General features: G+C 42.1%; 22 protein-coding genes and 1 pseudogene. 14 read left to right on the forward strand and 9 right to left on the reverse strand.

From position 1 onward, the window contains the following. Positions 1 to 178: 178 nt before the first annotated feature. The 4 genes from JW794_01520 to JW794_01535 are packed head-to-tail and all read right to left on the reverse strand — an operon-like array spanning position 179 to position 3,066. Positions 179 to 1,054, reverse strand: coding sequence for a 3-methyl-2-oxobutanoate dehydrogenase subunit beta (locus JW794_01520; protein MBN2016805.1), 876 nt, complete (start codon positions 1,052 to 1,054; stop codon positions 179 to 181). Then, positions 1,051 to 2,199 carry a pyruvate ferredoxin oxidoreductase gene (porA, locus tag JW794_01525; GenBank protein MBN2016806.1) on the reverse strand — a complete coding sequence of 383 codons (1,149 nt, stop codon included), beginning with the start codon at positions 2,197 to 2,199 and terminating at the stop codon, positions 1,051 to 1,053. Before porA ends, JW794_01520 begins: the two co-directional genes overlap by 4 nt. After that, entirely contained in the window at positions 2,196 to 2,501 is a 306-nt protein-coding gene (locus JW794_01530; GenBank protein ID MBN2016807.1) for a 4Fe-4S binding protein, read from the reverse strand. Before JW794_01530 ends, porA begins: the two co-directional genes overlap by 4 nt. Before the next feature lie 13 nt (positions 2,502 to 2,514). Further along, a complete protein-coding gene (locus tag JW794_01535; GenBank protein MBN2016808.1) occupies positions 2,515 to 3,066 on the reverse strand; it encodes a pyruvate ferredoxin oxidoreductase subunit gamma in 552 nt (183 codons plus the stop codon). A 218-nt stretch (positions 3,067 to 3,284) separates the two neighbouring features. Between JW794_01535 and JW794_01540 the strand changes: the two genes are divergently transcribed. The 6 genes from JW794_01540 to JW794_01565 all read left to right on the forward strand — a co-directional run bounded on the left by JW794_01540 (position 3,285) and on the right by JW794_01565 (position 8,695). After that, positions 3,285 to 4,466, forward strand: coding sequence for a divergent polysaccharide deacetylase family protein (locus JW794_01540; GenBank protein MBN2016809.1), 1,182 nt, complete (start codon positions 3,285 to 3,287; stop codon positions 4,464 to 4,466). Continuing rightward, positions 4,463 to 5,260 carry an undecaprenyl-diphosphatase UppP gene (gene uppP, locus JW794_01545; protein MBN2016810.1) on the forward strand — a complete coding sequence of 266 codons (798 nt, stop codon included), beginning with the start codon at positions 4,463 to 4,465 and terminating at the stop codon, positions 5,258 to 5,260. The genes JW794_01540 and uppP overlap by 4 nt, the downstream gene beginning before the upstream one ends. Positions 5,261 to 5,263: 3 nt before the next feature. Then, entirely contained in the window at positions 5,264 to 5,863 is a 600-nt protein-coding gene (gene scpB / locus JW794_01550) for an SMC-Scp complex subunit ScpB (GenBank protein MBN2016811.1), read from the forward strand. Continuing rightward, positions 5,856 to 6,866 carry a DNA polymerase III subunit delta gene (gene holA / locus JW794_01555; GenBank protein ID MBN2016812.1) on the forward strand — a complete coding sequence of 337 codons (1,011 nt, stop codon included), beginning with the start codon at positions 5,856 to 5,858 and terminating at the stop codon, positions 6,864 to 6,866. The genes scpB and holA overlap by 8 nt, the downstream gene beginning before the upstream one ends. Further along, positions 6,859 to 7,752: a GTPase Era gene (gene era, locus JW794_01560; GenBank protein MBN2016813.1), complete on the forward strand. Its 894-nt coding sequence runs from the start codon at positions 6,859 to 6,861 to the stop codon at positions 7,750 to 7,752. Before holA ends, era begins: the two co-directional genes overlap by 8 nt. Positions 7,753 to 8,008: 256 nt before the next feature. After that, complete coding sequence (locus JW794_01565; GenBank protein ID MBN2016814.1) at positions 8,009 to 8,695, forward strand: deoxynucleoside kinase; 687 nt, start codon at positions 8,009 to 8,011, stop codon at positions 8,693 to 8,695. 205 nt (positions 8,696 to 8,900) lie between these two features. Here JW794_01565 and JW794_01570 read toward each other — a convergent pair whose 3' ends face one another. Then, positions 8,901 to 9,533 (reverse strand): DUF998 domain-containing protein, encoded by a 633-nt coding sequence (locus tag JW794_01570; protein ID MBN2016815.1) that lies wholly within the window; start codon positions 9,531 to 9,533, stop codon positions 8,901 to 8,903. A 193-nt stretch (positions 9,534 to 9,726) separates the two neighbouring features. Between JW794_01570 and JW794_01575 the strand changes: the two genes are divergently transcribed. Next, positions 9,727 to 9,975: a hypothetical protein gene (locus tag JW794_01575; GenBank protein MBN2016816.1), complete on the forward strand. Its 249-nt coding sequence runs from the start codon at positions 9,727 to 9,729 to the stop codon at positions 9,973 to 9,975. 18 nt (positions 9,976 to 9,993) lie between these two features. Here JW794_01575 and JW794_01580 read toward each other — a convergent pair whose 3' ends face one another. The 4 genes from JW794_01580 to JW794_01595 all read right to left on the reverse strand — a co-directional run bounded on the left by JW794_01580 (position 9,994) and on the right by JW794_01595 (position 13,764). Next, positions 9,994 to 11,175, reverse strand: coding sequence for a YcaQ family DNA glycosylase (locus tag JW794_01580; GenBank protein MBN2016817.1), 1,182 nt, complete (start codon positions 11,173 to 11,175; stop codon positions 9,994 to 9,996). A 3-nt stretch (positions 11,176 to 11,178) separates the two neighbouring features. Then, positions 11,179 to 11,613, reverse strand: coding sequence for a nuclear transport factor 2 family protein (locus JW794_01585; protein MBN2016818.1), 435 nt, complete (start codon positions 11,611 to 11,613; stop codon positions 11,179 to 11,181). A gap of 859 nt (positions 11,614 to 12,472) precedes the next feature. Next, positions 12,473 to 13,294, reverse strand: a complete 822-nt coding sequence (locus JW794_01590; protein ID MBN2016819.1) for a hypothetical protein — start codon at positions 13,292 to 13,294, stop codon at positions 12,473 to 12,475. 50 nt (positions 13,295 to 13,344) lie between these two features. Next, positions 13,345 to 13,764, reverse strand: coding sequence for a GNAT family N-acetyltransferase (locus JW794_01595; GenBank protein ID MBN2016820.1), 420 nt, complete (start codon positions 13,762 to 13,764; stop codon positions 13,345 to 13,347). A 136-nt stretch (positions 13,765 to 13,900) separates the two neighbouring features. Between JW794_01595 and JW794_01600 the strand changes: the two genes are divergently transcribed. From JW794_01600 to hslU, 7 genes and pseudogenes are all read left to right on the forward strand, one after another. Further along, positions 13,901 to 15,490: an indolepyruvate ferredoxin oxidoreductase gene (locus JW794_01600; protein MBN2016821.1), complete on the forward strand. Its 1,590-nt coding sequence runs from the start codon at positions 13,901 to 13,903 to the stop codon at positions 15,488 to 15,490. A gap of 12 nt (positions 15,491 to 15,502) precedes the next feature. Continuing rightward, a complete protein-coding gene (locus JW794_01605; GenBank protein MBN2016822.1) occupies positions 15,503 to 16,087 on the forward strand; it encodes an indolepyruvate oxidoreductase subunit beta in 585 nt (194 codons plus the stop codon). 3 nt (positions 16,088 to 16,090) lie between these two features. Then, complete coding sequence (gene tilS / locus JW794_01610) at positions 16,091 to 17,503, forward strand: tRNA lysidine(34) synthetase TilS (GenBank protein MBN2016823.1); 1,413 nt, start codon at positions 16,091 to 16,093, stop codon at positions 17,501 to 17,503. 79 nt (positions 17,504 to 17,582) lie between these two features. Then, positions 17,583 to 18,119 carry a hypoxanthine phosphoribosyltransferase gene (gene hpt / locus JW794_01615; GenBank protein MBN2016824.1) on the forward strand — a complete coding sequence of 179 codons (537 nt, stop codon included), beginning with the start codon at positions 17,583 to 17,585 and terminating at the stop codon, positions 18,117 to 18,119. Then, a pseudogene (gene ftsH, locus JW794_01620) lies at positions 18,120 to 19,970 on the forward strand (ATP-dependent zinc metalloprotease FtsH). Between the two features lie 61 nt (positions 19,971 to 20,031). After that, positions 20,032 to 20,571 carry an ATP-dependent protease subunit HslV gene (hslV, locus tag JW794_01625; protein ID MBN2016825.1) on the forward strand — a complete coding sequence of 180 codons (540 nt, stop codon included), beginning with the start codon at positions 20,032 to 20,034 and terminating at the stop codon, positions 20,569 to 20,571. Further along, positions 20,571 to 21,962: an ATP-dependent protease ATPase subunit HslU gene (gene hslU / locus JW794_01630; protein MBN2016826.1), complete on the forward strand. Its 1,392-nt coding sequence runs from the start codon at positions 20,571 to 20,573 to the stop codon at positions 21,960 to 21,962. Before hslV ends, hslU begins: the two co-directional genes overlap by 1 nt. Positions 21,963 to 22,017: the final 55 nt, after the last annotated feature.

A 22,017-nucleotide genomic window follows, 5' to 3' on the forward strand; every position in this document is an offset into this window, starting at 1 on the left:
GAGCCGCCGGGGAAGCGGCTCGACTCTACTAAGAGTAAAGGAGGGAATTATGAGGACCCTGATTGATTATCATATAAAAAAGCGTGTCAAGTTTTAATTAACATTTTTTTTCTTTTTTAAAAGGTAAGCCCCTTCGATATTTAGCAAAGGGGCTTTGTATCTTATTTTCCAGCTTATTTTATTCAAATCTCACTGTAAGAAGCTCATAATTTTCATCTACACAGCCTTGCAAAAATTGCAACTCGTCTTCGGGGAGATGTTTGAATCGACCTTGATATTTCATGTATTCTTTAAGAGGTTTACGTTCTTTGACCTTGATACTCTGCTTATACGTTATTCCATCAAAGATTTCATAGAGCGGGAAATTATTGGTTTGAACGGCGAGTTTTGCAAGCTTTATTGTATATCTCGGATCGGATTTCCAGCCTGTTGGGCATGGAGCAAGGACATGGATAAATTTGAAGCCTTTCGTGTTCTTTGCTTTTTCCAGCTTTTTACAAAAGTCTTCTGGATAGCCTACTGATGCTGTGGCAATATAAGGAACTCGGTGGGCTGCCATGATCTCAGCCATGTTTTTCTTAGGTCCCTTTTTATAGTGTTTAACTGGAGTTGTTGTCGTCCACGCACCATGGGGAGTTGCAGAACTTCGCTGGATACCAGTATTCATATATGCTTCATTATCATAAACGATATACGTGATATCATCGTTTCTTTCTGCAGCACCTGAAATTGCCTGGATTCCAATATCGAACGTACCGCCGTCACCAGCCCATGCAACAACATTGGTCGTTTCTTTTCCCTGCACCATGAGACCAGCTTTAATACCCGATGCCATGATTGCTGCAGTTTCAAATGCAGTATGGAAAACCGGTACGTTTACAGCTGTGTATGGGAATGGTCCATCGATCACCGCCCAGCAGCACGCCGGGATGGAAAGCATGGTGTCTTCTCCAAAAACCTTCAGCGCATAGCGCATTGCAAGCGAGCCACCACAACCTTGGCAGGCAAGGTGCCCGGGAGTCATTATTTCGCGTTCCGGAATTGTTAATCTCATCGTTTGACTCCTTTCCATATCAAATCATTTGGTGTGTCATTCTTAAGTGCATCGTAAGCCAATTCCTTAATATCCTCGATCTTGACATCGCGTCCGCCGAGACCTGCAATATATGAGCGGATAGGCACATCAACTTCATTGTACAGAGCAGATTTGAGTTCCTGTGAGAATATGCCCGAATATCCCGGAGAAATATTTCTATCGATAACCGCAAGCTTCTTTGCATCTTTGATCGTTTCAATAATATCTTTCTTTGGATAAGGACGGATCACACGTATGCGCATGTTGCCAACCTTCTTGCCTTCAGCACGAAGCTCATCAACTGCAACGTTCGCCGTCTCTCCGATCGTGCCTGATGTTACGAGGATCATATCCGCATCCTCACATCTATAAGAATGAACCAGATCATATAATCTTCCAGTCAATTTTTCATATTCTTTCCCTGCTTCCTTGATAACGCCAACTGCTTCATCCATGGATTGCTGCATCATATAGCGGAATTCATAGTAGTACTGCTCATCCGTCAATGCGCCAAAAGAGCGTGGATCTTTAACATCTAATTTGTAATCAGGATTATAGGGCGGGAGAAATTTATCAACAAGTTCTATTTCCGGCATGTCAACAACTTCCATTGTATGTGAAAGGAAGAAGGCATCAAAAGAAATGAGAGTTGGAAGTAACACTTTCTCGCTCACCTTATATCCCAGTAATGTTGAATCGAGAATATCCTGTGCACTTGAAGCAAAGATCTGCATCCAACCTGTGTCACGCTGAGACAGACTGTCATTTTGATCTGCCCAGATGGACCAGCCCGGTGCCATCGCTCTATTCACATTCGCCATAACAATCGGCAGACGAGCAAGACCAGCCCAGTGAAGCATCTCATGCATAAGAGCAAGCCCTTGGGCACTTGTTGCGGTATACGCTCGTGCGCCGGTAGCCGAAGCTCCAATACAGGCAGCCATAGCAGAATGCTCGGATTCAACCTTGATGAACTTTGCATCCAGTTCGCCGTCTGCAACGATCTCAGATAATTTTTCAACAATGAGCGTCTGAGGTGTTATCGGATATGCTGCAATAACCTGCACGCGTGCAAGCTGCGCACCCCATGAAGCTGCAAAGTTTCCCATCATCGTCTTTTTCATTTGCCCTCCTTTTCATAATCAATCGCATCTTTGGGACATTCTTCAAGACACATAAGACATCCCTTGCAATAATCATAATCAATAACAGGTATTTCATCCACGATTTTGATCGCTGGTTCTGGACAGATCTTCCAGCAAATAAAACATTTGATACATTTATCATAATCGATAATCGGACGAACATTTCGCCAGCTGCCGGTCTTATTTTGAAGCATTGAGCCAAGAGCAGCAGCCATAGGCGGCATATCCTTTGCACCGGTGATCTTTACCGGCTTATCATTTTTCTGAAATTTAATAACCATATTCACATCCTTTCTATTCGCTCACGATCGAGTCATAGGCTTGTTTGGCTGCCTTTTTATTGGCTTCCTGTGAGCGTGGAATAGAACTTTCAATCCCTTTGAAGACTGCATCTATCTTTACAATGCCGGTAAGTTTGGCAAACGCACCAACAATCGCTGTATTCACAATTGGCGCAGTGCGGGATCCCAGTTTATTTTGAACAGCAATGTCTGTCGCATCAACAGTATAGACCTTATATTCATCTCCAAAATCATAATAATCTGCACTCTTATCAGAATTGATAAGAATCCACCCTCCCTTTTTTAATCCCTTTGTGACGTCAACCACCTCAGTTAAGGTGGGATCGAGTACGATCACGCCATCGGGATAATAGATCTGTGATCTGATCTGTACCGGCTTGTCGTCGATCCTGGTAAATGCTTCCACGGGCGCACCACGCCGCTCCACACCGAATCGAGGAAATGCCTGAACATACTTTCCACCCTGAAAAGCTGCTTCAGCCAGCACAAAAGAAGCCTTCACCGCTCCCTGACCGCCACGGCCATGCATACGGATCTCTATCATGCTTCCTCCTGATATATTTTATTTTCAAAAAATGAATCATTCATGCAATTTGTCTTATATTGGGATTTTGCCTTATGAAACATCTTGATATGAACTACTCACCATATTTTTCATGAATGAATCAGTTCTATTCTGATTTTGATAAACAGACTTCAAAGCCTCTCAAATCTTTGTCAATTATTTTGACAAAGAATGGGCACTGAACATTTTCAGTCTATATGGCAAATAATCAACGTAAAAGATACAAGAAAAAAACCTCCAAAAAGAAAGAGGATAATGCCCTTCAGAAATTTAAGGGATTACTTGCAATTGCTGCTTTTATAATTATTGTCTTTATTGTCTGGCAGGTGATCGTCGCACTGCAAAAACCTCAAAAAGATGGCACCCTTATCGTACCTGAGGATACAACAGAGGTTGAGGGTGTGGGTAACATTATCGACTATGCGCTGAACCGTCTTGAGATTCCTGAGCAATTCATCAAAACATATGAAATCGATGGTAAAACCTATAAAGAGATCACGATCAATTCGAACCAGCTCAGCTTGACGATAAGTAATATTTTCATAACAGATAAAATTGAGGAAAAAGGGGGACAGATTCTCAATGTGAATGAATCTGATGATGGAAACAAGGTCGAGATGGAGATCTTCGATCCTGCTGAGAAGAAGTACTATATTCTCATTCTGAAAAATGATGTGTCCGGTCTTTATGACAAGATCACAGAACTTTCTATTATTATCGATGATTTCGGCTATTTTAACGGTCCCCTTCTCGACGAATTCCTGGCTCTTGATAAATCTATAACATTTGCCATACTTCCCGATCTCCCGTTCAGCGAAGAGGTCATGCACAAAGCATATAACCAGGGAAGAGCAAGTATTATTCATGTGCCTATGGAACCGGAAACCTATCCTAAGGATGATCCGGGAAAAGATGCGATCTATGTTAATCTGACCGAGAACGAGATCAAAAAACAGATGAAAAAATTTATCAAACAGCTTCCCCTTTGCATCGGTGCAAACAACCATATGGGCTCGCTTGCCACACAGCATGAGTATGTGATGAAGCCGGTTCTCGAAGTTCTTAAAGATAATGATATGTATTTTATCGACAGCAGAACATCTGCAAAAACGGTCGGATATTCCCTGGCAGAAGATATGAATATCCCAACCTGTCAAAGGGACATCTTTCTGGACGCAGGAGAATATGAGGACAGATCCGCAGCAAAAGCACATGATATTTTTAACCTTGCAGCAAAAAAGGATAAAATCGTAGTTATCTCTCATGCAAAGAAAGAAAGCCTCGAAGAGTTGAAAAAGATACTGATCGATCTGCAGGATAGCAATATTAAACTTGTTCCGATTTCGGAAATAGTACTTCCCGAGGAATATGTTCTATGACATGGCTGAAATCCTTGATCCTTGGTATTGTTCAGGGACTGACAGAATTCCTCCCGGTAAGCAGCTCTGGGCATCTTGTCATTTTTCAGAAGATTCTGAAATTTAATGATCCGGGTGTTCTCTTTGAGATTGCCGTACATCTCGGAACTCTTGTCGCTGTTATTATCTATTTCAGAAAAGATATCTGGGCAATTATTCAATCGATATTTATCTGGGAAAAGGATGCTTCCGACAAAATAAAAAACGCCCATCATCTTCTTCTTCATTTGATCATTGCCTCGGCTGTGACTGCATTTATAGGATTCACTTTCAAGGAAAAGCTGGAATCTCTATTTGAGAATACACTCCTTGTTGGTTTTATGCTGATCGTCACTGGGGGGGTACTCTTTGTTTCCGATAAGATAAAGAATACAACAAAGAATAAAATGAGCGTACCCTCATCCCTTCTTGTTGGTTTTGCACAAAGTGTGGCTATTATTCCGGGAATTTCTCGTTCCGGGGCGACAATTACAACCGGTATCTTTACTGGCAGAACCCGTGACCTTGCCACAAGGTTTTCATTCCTTCTTTCTATACCTGCGATCCTTGGTGCAACGCTTCTGAAATTCAAAGACCTCAGCTCTGCTATCTCAAGCGGAACAATGGGAATCAACTTTATACTCGGCGGCATCGCTGCAGCGATCGTTGGTTACTTCGCCATTGCGGTACTCATAAAAATGATCAAAAGATCAAAGTTGTACTACTTCTCTATCTACTGCTGGATTATCGGCATCATTACTATTTTCTTTATATAAATTATGACACAGAATATTAAAAAATCTATCGAAGTTCTAGTTTTTGCATCAGAAAAGCCCATCTCTGCAGAACAAATAGCAGGATTTCTCAGCATTGAAAACAGCAAAGAGATAGAAAGCCTTATCGAAAAACTCAATCTTGAATACAGCGACCAGGGACGCACATTCTGCATCAGGAAAGTTGCCGGTGGCTATAAATTTGCAACAGATAAGCAATACTATCACCTGATCGAGCGCCTCTATGAAGAAAAGAAGGACGTCAGCTTGACCTCTTCCGCACTCGAAGTCCTCGCAATTGTCGCTTATCATCAACCTATTACTCGTCCAAAAGTTGATGCCATCAGAGGAGTGAATTCTCAATATCATATCAAGAACCTGCTGGAAGTTAAATTCATTAAAATTGCCGGAAGGATGAAAACCTTTGGGCGACCTCTCCTTTATGCCACGACCGATAGATTTCTCGAATTCTTCGGGCTCAACTCTATAGAAGATCTTCCCAATCTCCACCAGATACGTGAACTCATGGCGACGGATATTGCAGAACCACAAAATATGAAAGAAAAAGAACAGCTCGAACTTCTAACCGAAGAATCTGATGAATAAAAAACTCAAATACTGGGACTTAAAGGCAGAAGTTCAAAAGGGAATATTTCATAATAACTACTTTTTTACCGACGATGAGAGCTACCTTAAGGATAAAGCATTTGCACTCCTCAAGGATGCCCTCGTTCCTTTAAATGTTATCGATTTCAATTATGAGATCTTCTATGGTGAGGAAACAAAAGCCAATGAAGTGATGGAAGCTCTGCAAAGTCCCCCCATGCTTTCGGACACGAAACTTGTTATCCTCAGAAATTTCCAGACAATGCATATTACCTATAAGAAAAAAATAGTCGACTATCTTCAAAAACCCATTAAAGAAGCAGTTCTGGTAATCGAAGCGGATAAGGTAAACACCTACTCCGGACTCTACGCAAAGATAGCAAAGCTGGCTGATACATATTATTTTTATCACCCATATAATGAAAGCGAAGCGATCAGGTTCCTCAGAGAGGAATCCGTCGCCCTTAATAAATCAATCGATAATGATGCAGCACGGATCATGGTTGATTATATCGGGCTGGATTGCCAGGAACTTCACAGCGAACTCGAAAAAGTCGCCCTTTATTCAGGCGGGAGAAATCACATCACTCCTGAGGATGTTCAAGCATGCATAGGAGCGTCAAAAGGGAATACGATTTACGAACTTCAGGGAGCCCTTACGCAGCGAAATTTCCAACAGGCAATGAAAGTCCTGGAAAACTTGATGGCGAATAATATGTCGCCTGTACTTATTGTGATCATGCTGACGCGATTCTATACAACGCTTTGGGATATCCTCATACAACGATTCCAGCAGAACAGATCAAAGACGGAGATCGAACGGACACTTGGAAATTGGAATACAAAATCCTTTATGAATGCTGCTGAATTCTACTCACTTGAAAATTTCGATGAAATATTCGCCCTCTTGCTCGAAGCAGACAGAAAACTCAAATCAGTCGATACCAAATTAAACAAAACGATCCTCGAGATGATGATCTATAAAATGTGTAAAGATGTCTGAACAGCTGAATTTTAAAGCGGGATTCGTCTCGATAATCGGCAAACCGAATGTTGGTAAATCCACCCTGATGAATGCTTTTCTTGGTGAAAAACTTTCCATTACAACGCCCAAACCTCAGACCACACGTCAGAATCTACTTGGTATTCTCTCCCACGATGAGTACCAAATCGTTTTTATTGATACTCCCGGCTTTCTGAAACCCCGATACCTCTTGCAGGAGAAAATGCAGACCTCGATATCGGAAGCGCTCAAGGATGCGGAAGTCCTTCTTTTTATCATCGATATCGAGACATTTCCTACGGAATATGACACACAGGTGAGTGGTATTATCCTGAAATCGAAAATTCCTAAACTGGCAGTCATTAACAAGATCGATCATGAAAAAAACCAGGAAGTCCTTGCTGAAGCAAATACCACACTCACCGATTGGGGTTTTGAAAATATCTTTCTTATTTCAGCAAAAAAGGGCATCGGGATAAGTGAATTGCTGGAAAAAATTCTCGTACTTCTCCCGATTCATCCGCCATATTATCCTATTGATAATATTTCAGACCGCAACATGCGTTTCTTCGCGCAGGAGATCATTCGCGAGAAAATCTTCCTTCATCTTCACCAGGAAATTCCCTATTCCACTGCAGTTACGGTGGACATGTACGAAGAAGAAGAGGATAGGGCAGAAGTGTGGGCAAATATTTTTGTGGAATCACATTCGCAGAAAAAGATCATTATCGGCAAAAACGGAGAAATGATAAAAGAGATACGCCTCGCTGCACAGCGCGATATTCATTACCTTACTCAAAAGAAAATACGGCTTAATCTCTGGATTAAAATTCGTAAAAACTGGCGAAAAAAAGAACGAGTCCTCAAAGAGTTCGGATATAAGTAAAAGAACCTTCGGTAATTTCTAAATCCTAATTTCTAATGACAAATAAAATGTCAAATGACAAATTTCAAAATAAATGTCACACAGAGCCTGTCGAAGTGCGACATGAAAAGCTTCATATCTCTCAGTCTTCGAAATGCTCAGACTGAGATTAATACTAAACATCCATAAATTTTGACAAAATATTCTCAATATACAATTCTGCTTGTGAATTCCAGAAATTAATCATCACGTAAGAATAGATCGCAGAGGATCGCACATGATCAGAGCAAAAGATTTCCACCGTATTAATGACCCAGACGGCTCAACCGAAGATCACTATTTCGTTGCAATCGCCGGCAATATCGGTGTGGGCAAAACCACCATGACCGAACTTATCAGCAAAAAACTGGAGTGGGAAGCATACTACGAACCGGTCATTACCAATCCCTACCTCGACGACTTCTACAAAGACATGAAACGATGGAGCTTCCACCTGCAGGTGTACTTCCTCTCAAAGCGATTTGAGATGCAGAAAAAGATTGTCGAAAACAACATCTCGTGCATCCAGGACAGAACCATCTACGAAGATGCAGAAATCTTTGCGCGCACCCTGTTCAAAAACGGCTCCATGACCGAACGGGATTTCGAGAATTACCAGGACCTTTTCAAGAATATGACCTACTACCTGCAGGATCCAGACCTGATCGTGTACCTGCGTGCCGATGTGGATGAACTGGTCGAGCGCATACGGCAGCGTGGACGTGAAAGCGAAAAAACCATTGCCAAAAGCTACCTGCAGGAATTGAACGACGCCTACGAAAGCTGGATCCCCCGTGCGAAAAAAATGACACAAGTGCTGGAAATTAATACAAACAATTGTACTGAAGAGGAAATTATTGCCCAGGCAGAACGGATTATTGAAAGAATCGAGGAATTCTGCCCACCGTCGATTTTTGATAGGTAGTATCTTTACCACAAAAAACACGAAAAGGCACAATAAATATTAAATATGTATTACGACTATTCTATCCACATTTCTTTCCGCTCAATCTCAGAGGTACATCCAAATTCCACTCAAGTGTTTACTTTTTGTTAACTCATACCTTTTTTGTCAAATGTTTTTTAATCCTCACCCATTCATGTCCTCCTAACGCTAGTCAGGAAAAGAATTAAGTGGTATTTTTCTTCTTCATCAAATACACCGACAATGAGATTATCCAGCAGATCACCGTCAGGAAAACCAGCCACTCGAGAAAGGGATTCAACCAGAACGCAGGGCGTACATCCGGAACAGAAAGTGACCTGCCTGTTGCATACCCCAGCAATTTCGGAATGGTCAAAAAAGCGGCAAAAGCCAGCACAGTAATCCCGCCGGGAATGACCATCCATTTGGAGATCTTTTTCTGTGTATCAAAAAGGAAAATCAACGAAAAAAACAAAATCGTGATCAACCCGCCACGGAAAAAGACCATGGCGACCGGTACGTGAATGTGCATATTATTCATGGGGAACATGCCCACCAAACCGCATGCAATGCCTGTTATAACACCGAGTCCGGCAGCAATATACGCATAGAGTTTCTTTATGTACATGCCGAGCCCAAGCATAAACAACGCAAAGAGCATTCCGCCGATCATGAGCCCGATATTGAAAAGAGGTGCCAGCTGCGATACTCCTCTCTGCCCGAGCTCAGAAATGAAATGATTGAAGGGAGAATACAACTCCCCTTTTGTTCCATGATAAACAAGCGCTGTAATTACTGAAACACATACGATCAATCCTCCACCAGCAAGACCGGTCATATACGTAACCTTTTTTATATCCACTTTCATTTTATCTCCTTCTTCTGAACTGATTCTCGTGGACTATTTCTTCCCATATCAACTAATTTTGTGTAGTCCTCAAGCTCTAAATTGCATGAGTAGATGTAAGAGATATAACCATATTCTTGACACTAATTAGTTAAATAGCACCCTTTTTCGAAGAGAGGACATCATGACAGATAAAGGCGCATTGCGATCGAATATGTACCAGGAGAATTCGCCGAAAAGGGAACTCCTGAACACCAGTTCTGTAATCCTCGTGATCGGGCTTATGCTGGCTATCATTTCACTCCTTGCAGATGTTCTTGGTTTTGGTACATGGGGAGAATTCGGTACGCTTCAAACACTTGGGACTATTGTGGGAGTGATGTTAGTCATGATCGGATTGATCATCAAAATATTAGTGAATATCTTCTCCTGAAAATCCAAAACCCATTACCTAATACCCCATACCCTCAACCTCCTCACATTCATTAAAAATCATAAACTCTGTCAGCATCTTTTTGAATGAAGACAAAAATTCATCATACTCGTCAAACCCATCTTCAAAGACAATATTTTTAAGAATTAGCTTATTTGTTTTCCTGTCTGCTTTCGGATCGAGACGCCCGACTAGTTTATTCTTCCACAGGATAGGGCACACAAAATAGCCGTATACACGTTTAGACGGCGTTACATAACATTCCAATGCATACTCAAAATCAAACAATCGGCGCATTCTATCGCGGAGAATTATCAAATTATCAAAGGGAGAAAGGATGATTGTTCGTTTTGGTTCGGGAATCCTCTTAAGGTTTTCTATTGTTGATGGTAATGCATAGTAGGTGCTCTTCTCATCACCTTGGACAGAAATTTTAATGATCTCACCATTGCCGACCATTTCTTTGATCGTTTCGTGTATCAAAGCTGTGCTTGCAAGAAAAATATGATCTTTTACATCTTTTGCGGTTGCGATCCCGTAACTTTGCAGCGCTCTCTTCACAAGGAACCTGCCAAGTTCTGTACGTGACGGTAAGGTTGTATCGACATGAGGAGGCAAAACTCTTTCGGTTAAGTCGTAATACTTTTGGAATTTCCTGCGCTCAGCGATCATGAGCTTTCCCATGAACACGAGCATATTCAGCGCAAACCGCACCTGTGTTGATTCCCATGGGAGATTCTTAGCTTTTTTGAATGAGATTCCGGGCAGTTCGAGATCCTTTGCCTGGCATGGTCCTTTTTCTCGAACCTCAGTCATGATGGGTTCGAAGAGGTAGCCGTACTTTTCCAGCCGATCCTTTTCCCATTTCGAATTCGGGTCATCGGCATTGTTCATTCTGTGCTGGTAGAAGCGGTAATTCCTCATGGGAAGGTATGATGCAGCATGTCCCCAGTATTCAAAAGTACGCTTGTCATCACGTTGAAGTTCGAGTAGCATTTCCGGATCATATTCCGGGTGCCTGTTCCATAGCGTATGATGATGGGCACGTTTAACAACTGAGAGTGTATCGAGTTGTACATAACCGAGATGGTCGATAATGTCATAAAGCCCATTTTTGTCGGGTGTTATATTCGACACATCATTGAGAAGTTGCGTATGAAGCGCGAGATTTCGTGCTTCATCTTTTGAGAGTGTAATCATCGATTATTGTACGGGAAAGGACTCACCTTCTTGCTGTTCTGATGAAGGAAAAGAGAGGTGCATCTGCCGGAAGAGCCATGAGCCGCTGATGCGTTCCAACACTGCGGTAAATCGCACAAAAAGTGGAAGAACTTCTCCCCTAACGGTAACCTTTGCATCAAGATCGACAGCAGTCCATGCTACACTGCCTGCAGAATCCGCATTGAAGTTCTTAAGTTCAACCTCCATCTTTTCTGATTGTTCAAAATCACGCTTGACCGCCTTAATAAACTCATCGATCGATTCTACCTTCTCATCACGACCTGTTCCGATAAAAAGAATATTCCCTTCATCAGGCAAAAATTTCATTATCTTCTCGATATCTTTTTGCTCGTAGGCAAGCCAGTAGCCCTCGAGGATATCTTCCAATCCTCTGTGCAATGCATGCTGTTCTTTCATGGAATCCTCCGCATTTTGATATTGATTGCACATCGTTTATGGATATTTGGGCGTCAAGAAATTAATGGATATGACCAAGAAGATGAATAATTTCTATGAATAGTCTTCGTTTTGTTGAGAAAAGATATACCTCTTATGATTTTATCAATTTCCCGAAGTGAATAGCCCGGAGATTCATCTCGGGGTTGATGGTGTAAAAAATTAATCGGGGTTTTAACCCAAAATATAAATTCTTGGACTGAAGTCCTGATTATTTTTGTATCTTTACGATCCATGACTGAAAATTCTTGGCTATGCATTCCCTACTGTAGAGAGATGTCCCGACTCGTAGGGACGAGGTGTTAAAAAATTACTTTGAAATCCTCGTTACCAAGCCCCTGCTTGTTAGCGCATCTTGAGAATTCCTTCCATTCCAAAAGAGGTCTTAGAGAAAGAGAAATCATATTTTAACGACCTCATGAAAATTTTCATGAAGAAATATCGAAATCAAATCGTAAATGAGATACCATGTCCGAATCCCTCTTTTCGGGATGAGTTTGGTATCGAATAGTTTTGATAAGATATTTTAGATAATTTTCATGCAATCTTGATCTTTTCTTTCGTTCTTTCTTTTGCATCAAGGTAAAAGAAAGGACATATATTATCAAATATAATACATTCCCAAATCAGTCTTCACTTAATTCCATCCTGGTAAAATTTATTATTTTTGTTGCGGTCAATTCGGGGAATTGACCCTACATCGATAACTCCAAAGCAAACATTGCGAAGGTAACAAACAGTTCGCATTGTTATTGCTTCCTAAATTTTTCTCTGTGACCTCTGTGTCCTCTGTGGTTATTATTTTCTTTAAAAATTATCCCTACTTTTGGCACTTCTCGCAATAATATGAATTCGAGCCGAGGATATTTTTCTGAATTATCGGTGAATCGCATCGTGGGCACGGCTGGTTCTTCATATGGTTTCCCATTACTCGCTTGTATTTTCCGGGTTCTCCATAAATATCCATCTCGTCACTACTGCCATTCTCTGCAATTGCTTTCTTTGTGATGTCTAACAAACAATTGTACAAATTCTCTCGATCTTTAGGCATAAGATCTTCAATCTTCCTGAGCGGTGAAATCTTAGCACAAAACAGGATATCCTGGAAATAGCCGTTCTGAAATCCGATCATGTAATCATACAAACTCTGTATTTTCTTTGATTTCTGTGTCTCGTTTGCAGCAAGCATTCGTTCGAAATATTCAAAAGTAAATTTCTTATCGAGTGGAGAAATCCCGCTATGTCCGATGTATTTGTGCTCTTCGATCTCCTCAGCACTCAACGCAATTGCATAGCCATATAAGCTCGTGTGGAATGTCAGCACTGAATTGTCTGAAAGAATAAATGCAATCGTATATTTAGCAGGCAGGTCGTCCTTTGATGAATGATACAATATCTTCCCGACAAGATCACCAAATACAAGACTGAATCCACTCTCCATATCGATAAAAATATAGTGTCCTCTCGAGTGCACATCGGTTATCTTTGATCTGGTTATATCGCGCTGCTTCAGATTTATAAACCCCCATTCTGTTAGTTTGTTCACCTTGTCCGTAAAGATCAATTCTTTAAAGCTTTTGCCGAAAAGTTCTTTCTTGAGCTGTCCGGCAATTCTGGTCATCTCAGGTAATTCCATTGCCATAAAGATACCTCCGTTTGATGATAAAAAAAGAATAAAATGATCGAATTTTCTTACAAGTTTTTTCTCAATATCATTTTCCCATCCTCATCAATTCCGGTTTCCTCATATTTCATTGCAGCAAGCAGATGTCTCATTGCAGGAAAATTTTCCATGGTTTTGACTTTTACTTCTCTATATCCTTTCTGCATTGCAATGGACTCAAACAACTCGATAAGCTGCCTGCCGTATCCCTTGTCTCTGAATTCGGGCAGCACTCCCATGATCCAATTATAATATGTTTTTTCATCCAATGCATACGCAATGAGAAATCCTGTCGGCTGCCCTTTATCTTCTGCTATTAAAAATTCGTGATCTCTGCCTTCAATCCTTTTTTGGATTTCCTCGGCATTTGTTTTGTGGGAGAATTCGGGAATGAGAGTAATTAATCTACATATTTCTGAAATAATTGTTTTATCTTTTGTTTCGTTCATGGGACTAATACACATCCTCATTATTTTCTTTCAAGTTTTGCATAAAATATCAACAGGAAAAGGCAAGAGCAAGATTTCATTGACACAAACTCCCTGCCTTTTCTTTCTTTGAAAAAAATCTTGTGGAGAAGGATTAATGGACAAATTATTGCTCCTGGGTGATGAAGCTCTGGCTCAAGGCGCACTTGATGCCGGTCTGTCCGGCGCCTACGGCTATCCCGGCACACCCTCAACCGAAATTTTCGAATATGTTCAACACAACAAAGAAGCTGCACAGCGAGGTGTACACCGCACCTGGTCTGCAAACGAGAAAACCGCAATGGAAGAAGCGCTTGGTATGTCCTATACGGGCAAACGCGCAATCGTCACCATGAAGCATGTTGGTCTTAACGTTGCTGCCGATCCTTTTGTAAATTCAGGCATTACCGGCACGAACGGCGGTCTCATCGTTGCAGTGGCAGACGATCCTTCTATGCATTCATCCCAGAATGAACAGGACTCACGCCATTACGGGAGATTCGCTCTTATTCCAGTATTCGAACCCTCGAACCAGCAGGAAGCATATGACATGACCTTTGATGCTTTTGAACTTTCAGAGCACCTCAAAACTCCAGTCATCATGCGGCTGGTTACCCGTCTTTCTCATTCGAGAGCTGGTATCCATAGAACGAAACGGGTGAATGAGAACAAGATCAAACTTCCTGAGAATCCGAACCAGTTCGTCCTTCTTCCTGCTTTTGCACGGCAAAATTACAAAAAACTGGTTGAAAAGAATAAACTACTCGAAGAAGAGTCTGAAAATTCTAAATATAATGTGTATCATGACGGTAAAGACAAATCACTCGGCATCATTGCATGCGGACTTGGTTACAATTATGTTAAAGAGAATCATGTGGAAGCAGAATGTGAATTTCCCATTCTGAAGATATGCCAGTACCCGCTTCCGAGAAAACTCATTGTTAAGATGGTTGAGGAATGCGATGAGATCCTTATTGTCGAAGATGGTATGCCGGTGGTCGAAGAATGGCTGCGCGGTTATCTCGATAATAGTCTCAATATCAAGGGCAGAATGGACGGCACACTTCCCCGCGTGGGAGAGCTCGATCCTGCAAAACTTCGCACTGCACTGAAACTCACACCTCATCCAACCAAAGAAATTCCTGAAGTGGTTAAAGGACGTCCACCCGAACTATGTAAGGGATGTCCTCATAGAGATACATATCTTGCACTGAATGAAGCAATGAAAGAATACGGACCCGGTCATGTGTTTGCAGACATCGGATGTTATACCCTCGGTTTCCTTTCTCCTTTCAATGCGATCAATAGCTGTGTTGATATGGGTGCTTCAATATCCATGGCAGTTGGTGCGGCTGATGCCGGACTTTTCCCGTCTATTGCTGTGATCGGTGACTCCACTTTTGGACACTCCGGCATGACACCACTTCTCGATGCGGTCAACTCGAAAGCAAATGTAGTCGTGTTCATTCTTGATAACAGCATCGTTGCGATGACGGGTATGCAGGCTTCTGCAGTAACAGGCAAGATCGAGGATATTTGTCTCGGACTCGGCGTTGAAAAAGAGCACATCCGCGTAATCAATCCACTCAAAAACCATCATGATGAAAACGTGGCAATCATAAAAGAAGAGATAGACTATAATGGTGTTTCTGTAGTTATTCCCCGTCGTCCCTGTATTCATATTGTAAAAAAGATCAGGAAAAAGTAGCAGGAGGTCATCATGAAAAAAGATATCATACTTGCAGGCGTCGGCGGACAGGGTATTCTGTCCATTGCAACGATCATCGGATATGCAGCAGTGAAATCGAATTTATATTTGAAGCAGGCGGAAGTTCACGGTATGTCGCAGCGTGGCGGTGCAGTAGAATCACATCTGCGTATTTCAGACAAAGAAATCCATTCCGATCTCGTTCCCCATGGGCGGTCGGACATGATCGTATCCATGGAACCTATGGAATCTCTACGCTATTTTCCCTATCTCAAACACGATGGCTGGCTCATTACAAATATCACTCCTTTTGTGAATATTCCTGATTATCCAAAAGTCGAGCACCTCCTTAAAGAGATACATGGGCATAAACATAGTATTGCTATCGATGGAGATGCAATTGCAAGAGAGATCGGTTCTCCTCGTTCAATGAATATGGTCATGCTCGGTGCATCTGCACCATTCCTCGATATTCCTATTGAAATGCTCGAGGAAGGTATTAAGGCCGTTTTTGGTCGCAAAGGTGAAGACATCGTACAAAAAAATCTCGATGCATTGCATCGGGGAAGAGATTACGCAGAACAGCATAGAACATAACTCATGAATAACAGAAAAAATCTTGTCATACGCCTGAAACAGTTCATCCACCATGAAGATCTTATCGAACAGGGAGACAAGCTGCTTATCGGAGTATCCGGCGGTATTGACTCAACAGTGCTGCTCTATCTGCTTAAGAAGATCACTGCCGAATTTAAACTCACCACGCTTGCCGCTCATATCAATTACAATCTCCGTGGTGATGAATCAAAAGAGAATGAACGATTCGTAAAAGATCTCTGCTATAAATGGGGTATTCCACTCATTGTTCATAATGTAACAATCGCTGATAATGTAAATGTCGAGAATACTGCGCGCAAGATTCGATACGGTATATTCCGTGACCTTCTGAAGAAATACAATTTTCACAAGATCGTGGTTGGGCATAATATGAACGACCAGGCAGAGACTTTTCTGATGCACCTTTTCCGCGGGAGTGGTTTTACAGGATTAAAAGGAATGCTTCCCAAAGGTCGTGACATCATACGTCCCCTGCTTGGTTTCAAGCGTGATGAGATCGAGGCATATGCAGAGAAGCATAAGATACAATTTTCTCCGGATTCCTCAAATGACGAGCTTGATTACGACCGCAATAAAATAAGACATCTCATCCTGCCGGTGATTCAGGAGCAGTTCAACCCGACTGTCATCAATAAGATCTATGACAGCTCCCACATCTTCCAGAAAACAGACACATTTCTACAGACCTACAGCAAAGATATTTTCAGGGATGTTGTCTTACAGCATGACGATGAATACGTCGTACTCCTCGACAAGCTCAGACAAAGCGAAGTTCTCTATTTTTATGTGTTCAGAAGAGTTTTCGGGCTCTTGACCGGTTCTGAGTCAGATTTCTACTCATCACATCTGTCGGAAATCTATGAACTCCTGCGAAGATCGGGCGGAAAATTCATACACCTACCTCACAATGTATATGTGATCAAAAATGCCAATACATTGATCTTCAAAACATCCCCTCCTGACTATACAGCTTCCGCTTATTCCAGGGAAATCAATCATTATACGCGCCAGATCCTTTTCGATGACTATTATATCACACAATCAGAAATAAAGGTCATGCCGATCCACGGCTTTAATTATAATGAGAAAGATACCTGCTACATCGATTTTGATAAAGTAACATTCCCGCTTATTGCACGATATCGAAGACCGGGTGACAGCTTCTTCCCGCTTGGTATGCAGAATCCTAAAACGTTGAAAAAGTTCTTCATCGATAAAAAAGTGCCCCGTCTCGAGCGCAAGAAAAAGATCATTATCCAGGATCAAAAGAAAATCATCTGGATTGCAGGAATGCGGATCAGCGAATCGGTTAAGATCACATCTCGAACAACCCACGTGCTTAGGATCAAGATCATGAAAAAACTCGAGGACTATCGCAGAGCGCGCCGCTTGTGAAATAATGTTTTACCAAACAACGCTTTTGAATATATTATACCTATATGAATTTTAACCAAATTTACCAAAAGGAAATCGTATGCATAAAGATGTAGAAAAAATCCTCTATTCTGAGCAAGATATCAAGGAGAAGGTAAAAGAACTTGGTGAGCAGATCTCACGGGATTATAAAGGCAAGAATCCTATCCTTATCAGCATCCTCAAGGGCGGAGTCGTCTTTATGGCGGATATCATGCGCGCACTCACTATTCCTATTGAGATCGAGTTCATGGGTGTGGCAAGTTACGGCAATTCGACCAAAAGTTCCGGAGTCGTGCAGATCACGAAAGACTGTAATATAGACATATACGGACGTCATGTTCTCATTATAGAAGACATTGTCGATACGGGTTTATCGCTCAATTACATCACCAGATATCTGCAGGGAAAAAGTCCCAAATCCCTTAAGATGTGCGTGCTTCTGGATAAGGTCGATTCCCATGAGCCGGATATCGAGATGGCATACAAAGCTTTTGATGTACCGAACGAATTCATCGTAGGATACGGATTGGACTATGACGAAAAATATAGGAATCTTCCCTATATTGGAATTTTGAAAAAGGAGATCTATCAATAAATGGCAAATCAAACACCTCCGGGAGATAAAAATCAACCTCCCAAAAATAAATTACCTGTAAAAACCCCAAAAGGAAGCTCTCTCCTCGTCTGGCTCATCGTGATCCTCGCAGTGGTCGCTTTCTTCCAACTCTTTTCTGGTGGAGGAGGTGGATCGACTGAGCCATCGTATACACAGTTCGTTCGTGATCTGGATTCAGGTCAGATAACAAAGATCGTTTTCAGCGGAAAAGATATAACCTATTTTCTTGGCAACACAAAAAAAGAAACAAATATTCCTTTTGATGATCCCGACCTTGTTCAGCGCATTGCAAATGAACATAAGGATATAGAAATCATATCCAAAAAACCCTCGATCTTTACAACGCTTCTTTCTTACTGGCTACCCTTCATCGTTTTCATCGTATTCTGGATATTCATTATGCGGTCAATGCAAGGTGGTGCAGGCAAGGCATTTAGCTTTGGCAAAAGCAGGGCTAAGATGTTCACCGGCAGCCGCTCGAACAAGACCTTTAAAGATGTAGCTGGCGTTGATGAAGCAAAGGAAGAACTCGAAGAGATCATCCAGTTCCTGAAAGATCCGAAGAAATTTCAGAGATTGGGCGGCAGGATCCCAAAGGGAGTTATCCTTCTTGGACCTCCCGGAACAGGAAAAACCTTGCTTGCAAAAGCAGTAGCTGGTGAAGCAAAAGTCCCGTTCTTCAGCATCAGCGGATCTGATTTTGTAGAGATGTTCGTTGGTGTGGGTGCTTCTCGTGTACGTGACCTGTTTGAACAGGGTAAGAAAAATTCTCCATGTATTATCTTTATCGATGAGCTCGATGCAGTTGGTCGCCATAGAGGTGCAGGGCTTGGCGGTGGTCATGACGAGCGCGAGCAGACACTCAACCAGCTTCTCGTGGAAATGGACGGATTTGAGGATAATGAAAGCGTGATCATCATTGCAGCTACGAATAGACCCGATATTCTCGACCCGGCATTGCTTCGACCTGGACGTTTCGACAGACAGGTTGTCGTGGACAGACCTGATGTGAAAGGTCGTGAAGGCATCCTGAAAGTGCATGTTAAGAAAGTCCCACTTGCAAAAGATGTTGATCTATCCGTCATAGCAAAAAGCACTCCTGGTTTTTCCGGTGCAGATCTTGAAAACCTTGTGAACGAAGCTGCACTCTGGGGAGCACGTGTTGGTCATAAATCCGTTAAAATGGAAGATTTCGAAACTGCAAAGGACAAAGTGCTCATGGGTAAAGAGCGCAGAAGCATGGTCCTCACAGACGAGCAGAAGCGAAATACTGCTTACCACGAAACCGGACATGTCATGGTTGCCAAATTTATCCCTGGCAGCGATCCTATCCATAAAGCAACAATCATTCCGCGTGGACGTTCACTCGGCTCCACACATTTCCTCCCACTCGATGATCGACTCACCTACTCAAAGAGCTACTGCGAGGCAACGATAGCCCATCTTCTTGGTGGACGTGCAGCAGATAAAGTGGCAAGTGGAGAACCCACAACAGGTGCCGGTGATGACATCAAGCGTGCAACAGAACTAGCGAAGAAAATGGTTTGCGAATGGGGTATGAGCGAGAAGATCGGTCCCATGACGATCGGTGAAAAAGATGAAAATGTCTTCCTGGGCAAGGAACTCGGCAGACCGAATAATCACAGTGAAGAACTGACCAAACTCGTGGATTCAGAAATCCGGGAAATCATCGAAGGACAATTCCAGCGATGTATGAAAATTCTCACGGATAACGAACCACTCCTTCACACACTTGCAAATGAACTGCTCGATAAAGAAACACTGACCGGCGAAGAGATCGATTTGATCTATCAAGATTATCTCAATGGCAAGCAGGTTAATGAAGAAAAAATTCAGAAAAAGAAACGTGCAAAATCACAGGATACAGACAATGGAAAAGATAACACTTAAAGGCACAACGATTCTTGGCGTGAAGATCGGTAAAAAGGTTGCAATCGGCGGCGACGGACAGGTTACCTTTGGCGATACGATCTTCAAGGCAACTGCCCATAAAGTGCGCAAACTGTATGATGGAAAAGTCATTGTAGGTTTTGCAGGTGCAACTGCCGACGCCTTTACGCTTTTTGAAAAATTTGAAGAAAAACTCAATGAATATAAAGGGAATCTCATGAGGGCAGCTGTCGAACTCGCAAAGGAATGGCGAACCGATAAAATACTACGTCGACTCGAAGCAATGATCATTGCGGGTAATGAGCAGCATTTACTTATACTTTCCGGTACTGGTGATGTGATCGAACCTGATCACAACATTGCAGCGATCGGTTCCGGTGGTCCCTATGCAAAAGCTGCAGCCATGGTTCTCATCAAAGATAAGAAAAAAAATCCAAAAGACATCGTCACAGAAGCACTGAAAATTGCAGCTGATATCTGTATTTATACCAACGATCAGATGGTCATAGAGGAAATGTAATGGATATGCACGAACTCACCCCAAAGGAAACAGTAAAAGAACTCGATAAATATGTGATAAGCCAGGACAGAGCAAAGCGCGCAGTTGCAATTGCTCTCAGAAATCGCTGGAGACGCCAGAACGTACCGGAAGATCTACGCGATGAGATCCTTCCCAACAACATCATCCTGATTGGTCCTACCGGTGTCGGAAAAACTGAAATTTCTCGCCGTCTTGCTAATCTGGTTAATGCTCCTTTTATCAAAATTGAAGCGTCTAAATTCACTGAAGTCGGGTATGTGGGGCGTGATGTGGAATCGATCGTTCGTGAACTGGTAAGTCTTTCGATCAACCAGGTTCGCGATGAGCTGACCATGGAAGTTGAAGATGAGGCGCGTGAACGTGCCGAAGAAAAGGTCCTCGATCTCCTCCTTCCTCCCCTAAAACGGCAGAGAAGAACAAACCTCTCCATCGAAGAACAAAAGCTCGAGCGTCAAAAATTCGAAGAGGAACAGGAAAAACATAAGCGTAACAGGGATAAGTTCAGAAAAATGCTTCAAAGCGGTTCATTGGATAACAGAGAAGTTGAGATGAAACTCGATGACATGCCTGAGCCGAGGATCGAAGTTTTTTCCGGTATGGGAATGGATAGTTTCGATATCAATATGGGTGAGATCCTTGCTGGTTTCATGCCCGGTCACGGTTCTGGAAATAAACGTAAAAAAATGAAGGTCAGCGAAGCGCTGGATTATCTTTTTTACAATGAATCCAAAAAACTCGTGGATATGAATGATGTCAAAGAGATCGCGATCACCCGTGTCGAGGAGAACGGTATTGTATTTTTGGATGAAATAGACAAAATAGCAGGTGAGAAATCCCAGCATGGTCCGGATGTTTCACGCGAAGGAGTTCAGAGAGATTTACTTCCGATCATCGAAGGAACAAATGTTCCAACAAAATACGGCATGGTCGATACAACACACATTCTCTTTATTGCATCTGGTGCATTTCACGTTTCCAAACCTTCTGACCTCATACCTGAACTGCAGGGGCGTTTCCCGATTCGCGTTGAGTTGAAAAGTCTGACTGAAGAAGATTTTGCAAAGATACTCACACTCCCCAAAAATGCATTGATCAAACAATATACTGAAATGTTGAAAACCGAAGGTGTGGATGTGAGGTTTACGGCAGGAGCGATCAAAGAGATATCTCATTTTGCTGCACAGGCAAATACAAAGATGGAAGATATCGGCGCACGACGCCTGCATACTGTCCTTTCCATTCTTCTTGAAGATTATCTCTATGAACTGCCGGACAGCAAAACAGAAAAGATCAAGGTTACAAAGGAACTGGTTACTCAGAAACTCGAAAAGATCATCACAGACGAAGATCTTACCAAATATATTTTATAGATAAAACTTCGGTTCAGTATCCCAACTATCGTTTAGTAATAAACCATTATTGAAT

This window comes from Candidatus Cloacimonadota bacterium (assembly GCA_016932035.1).
Taxonomy (GTDB): domain Bacteria; phylum Cloacimonadota; class Cloacimonadia; order JGIOTU-2; family JGIOTU-2; genus Celaenobacter.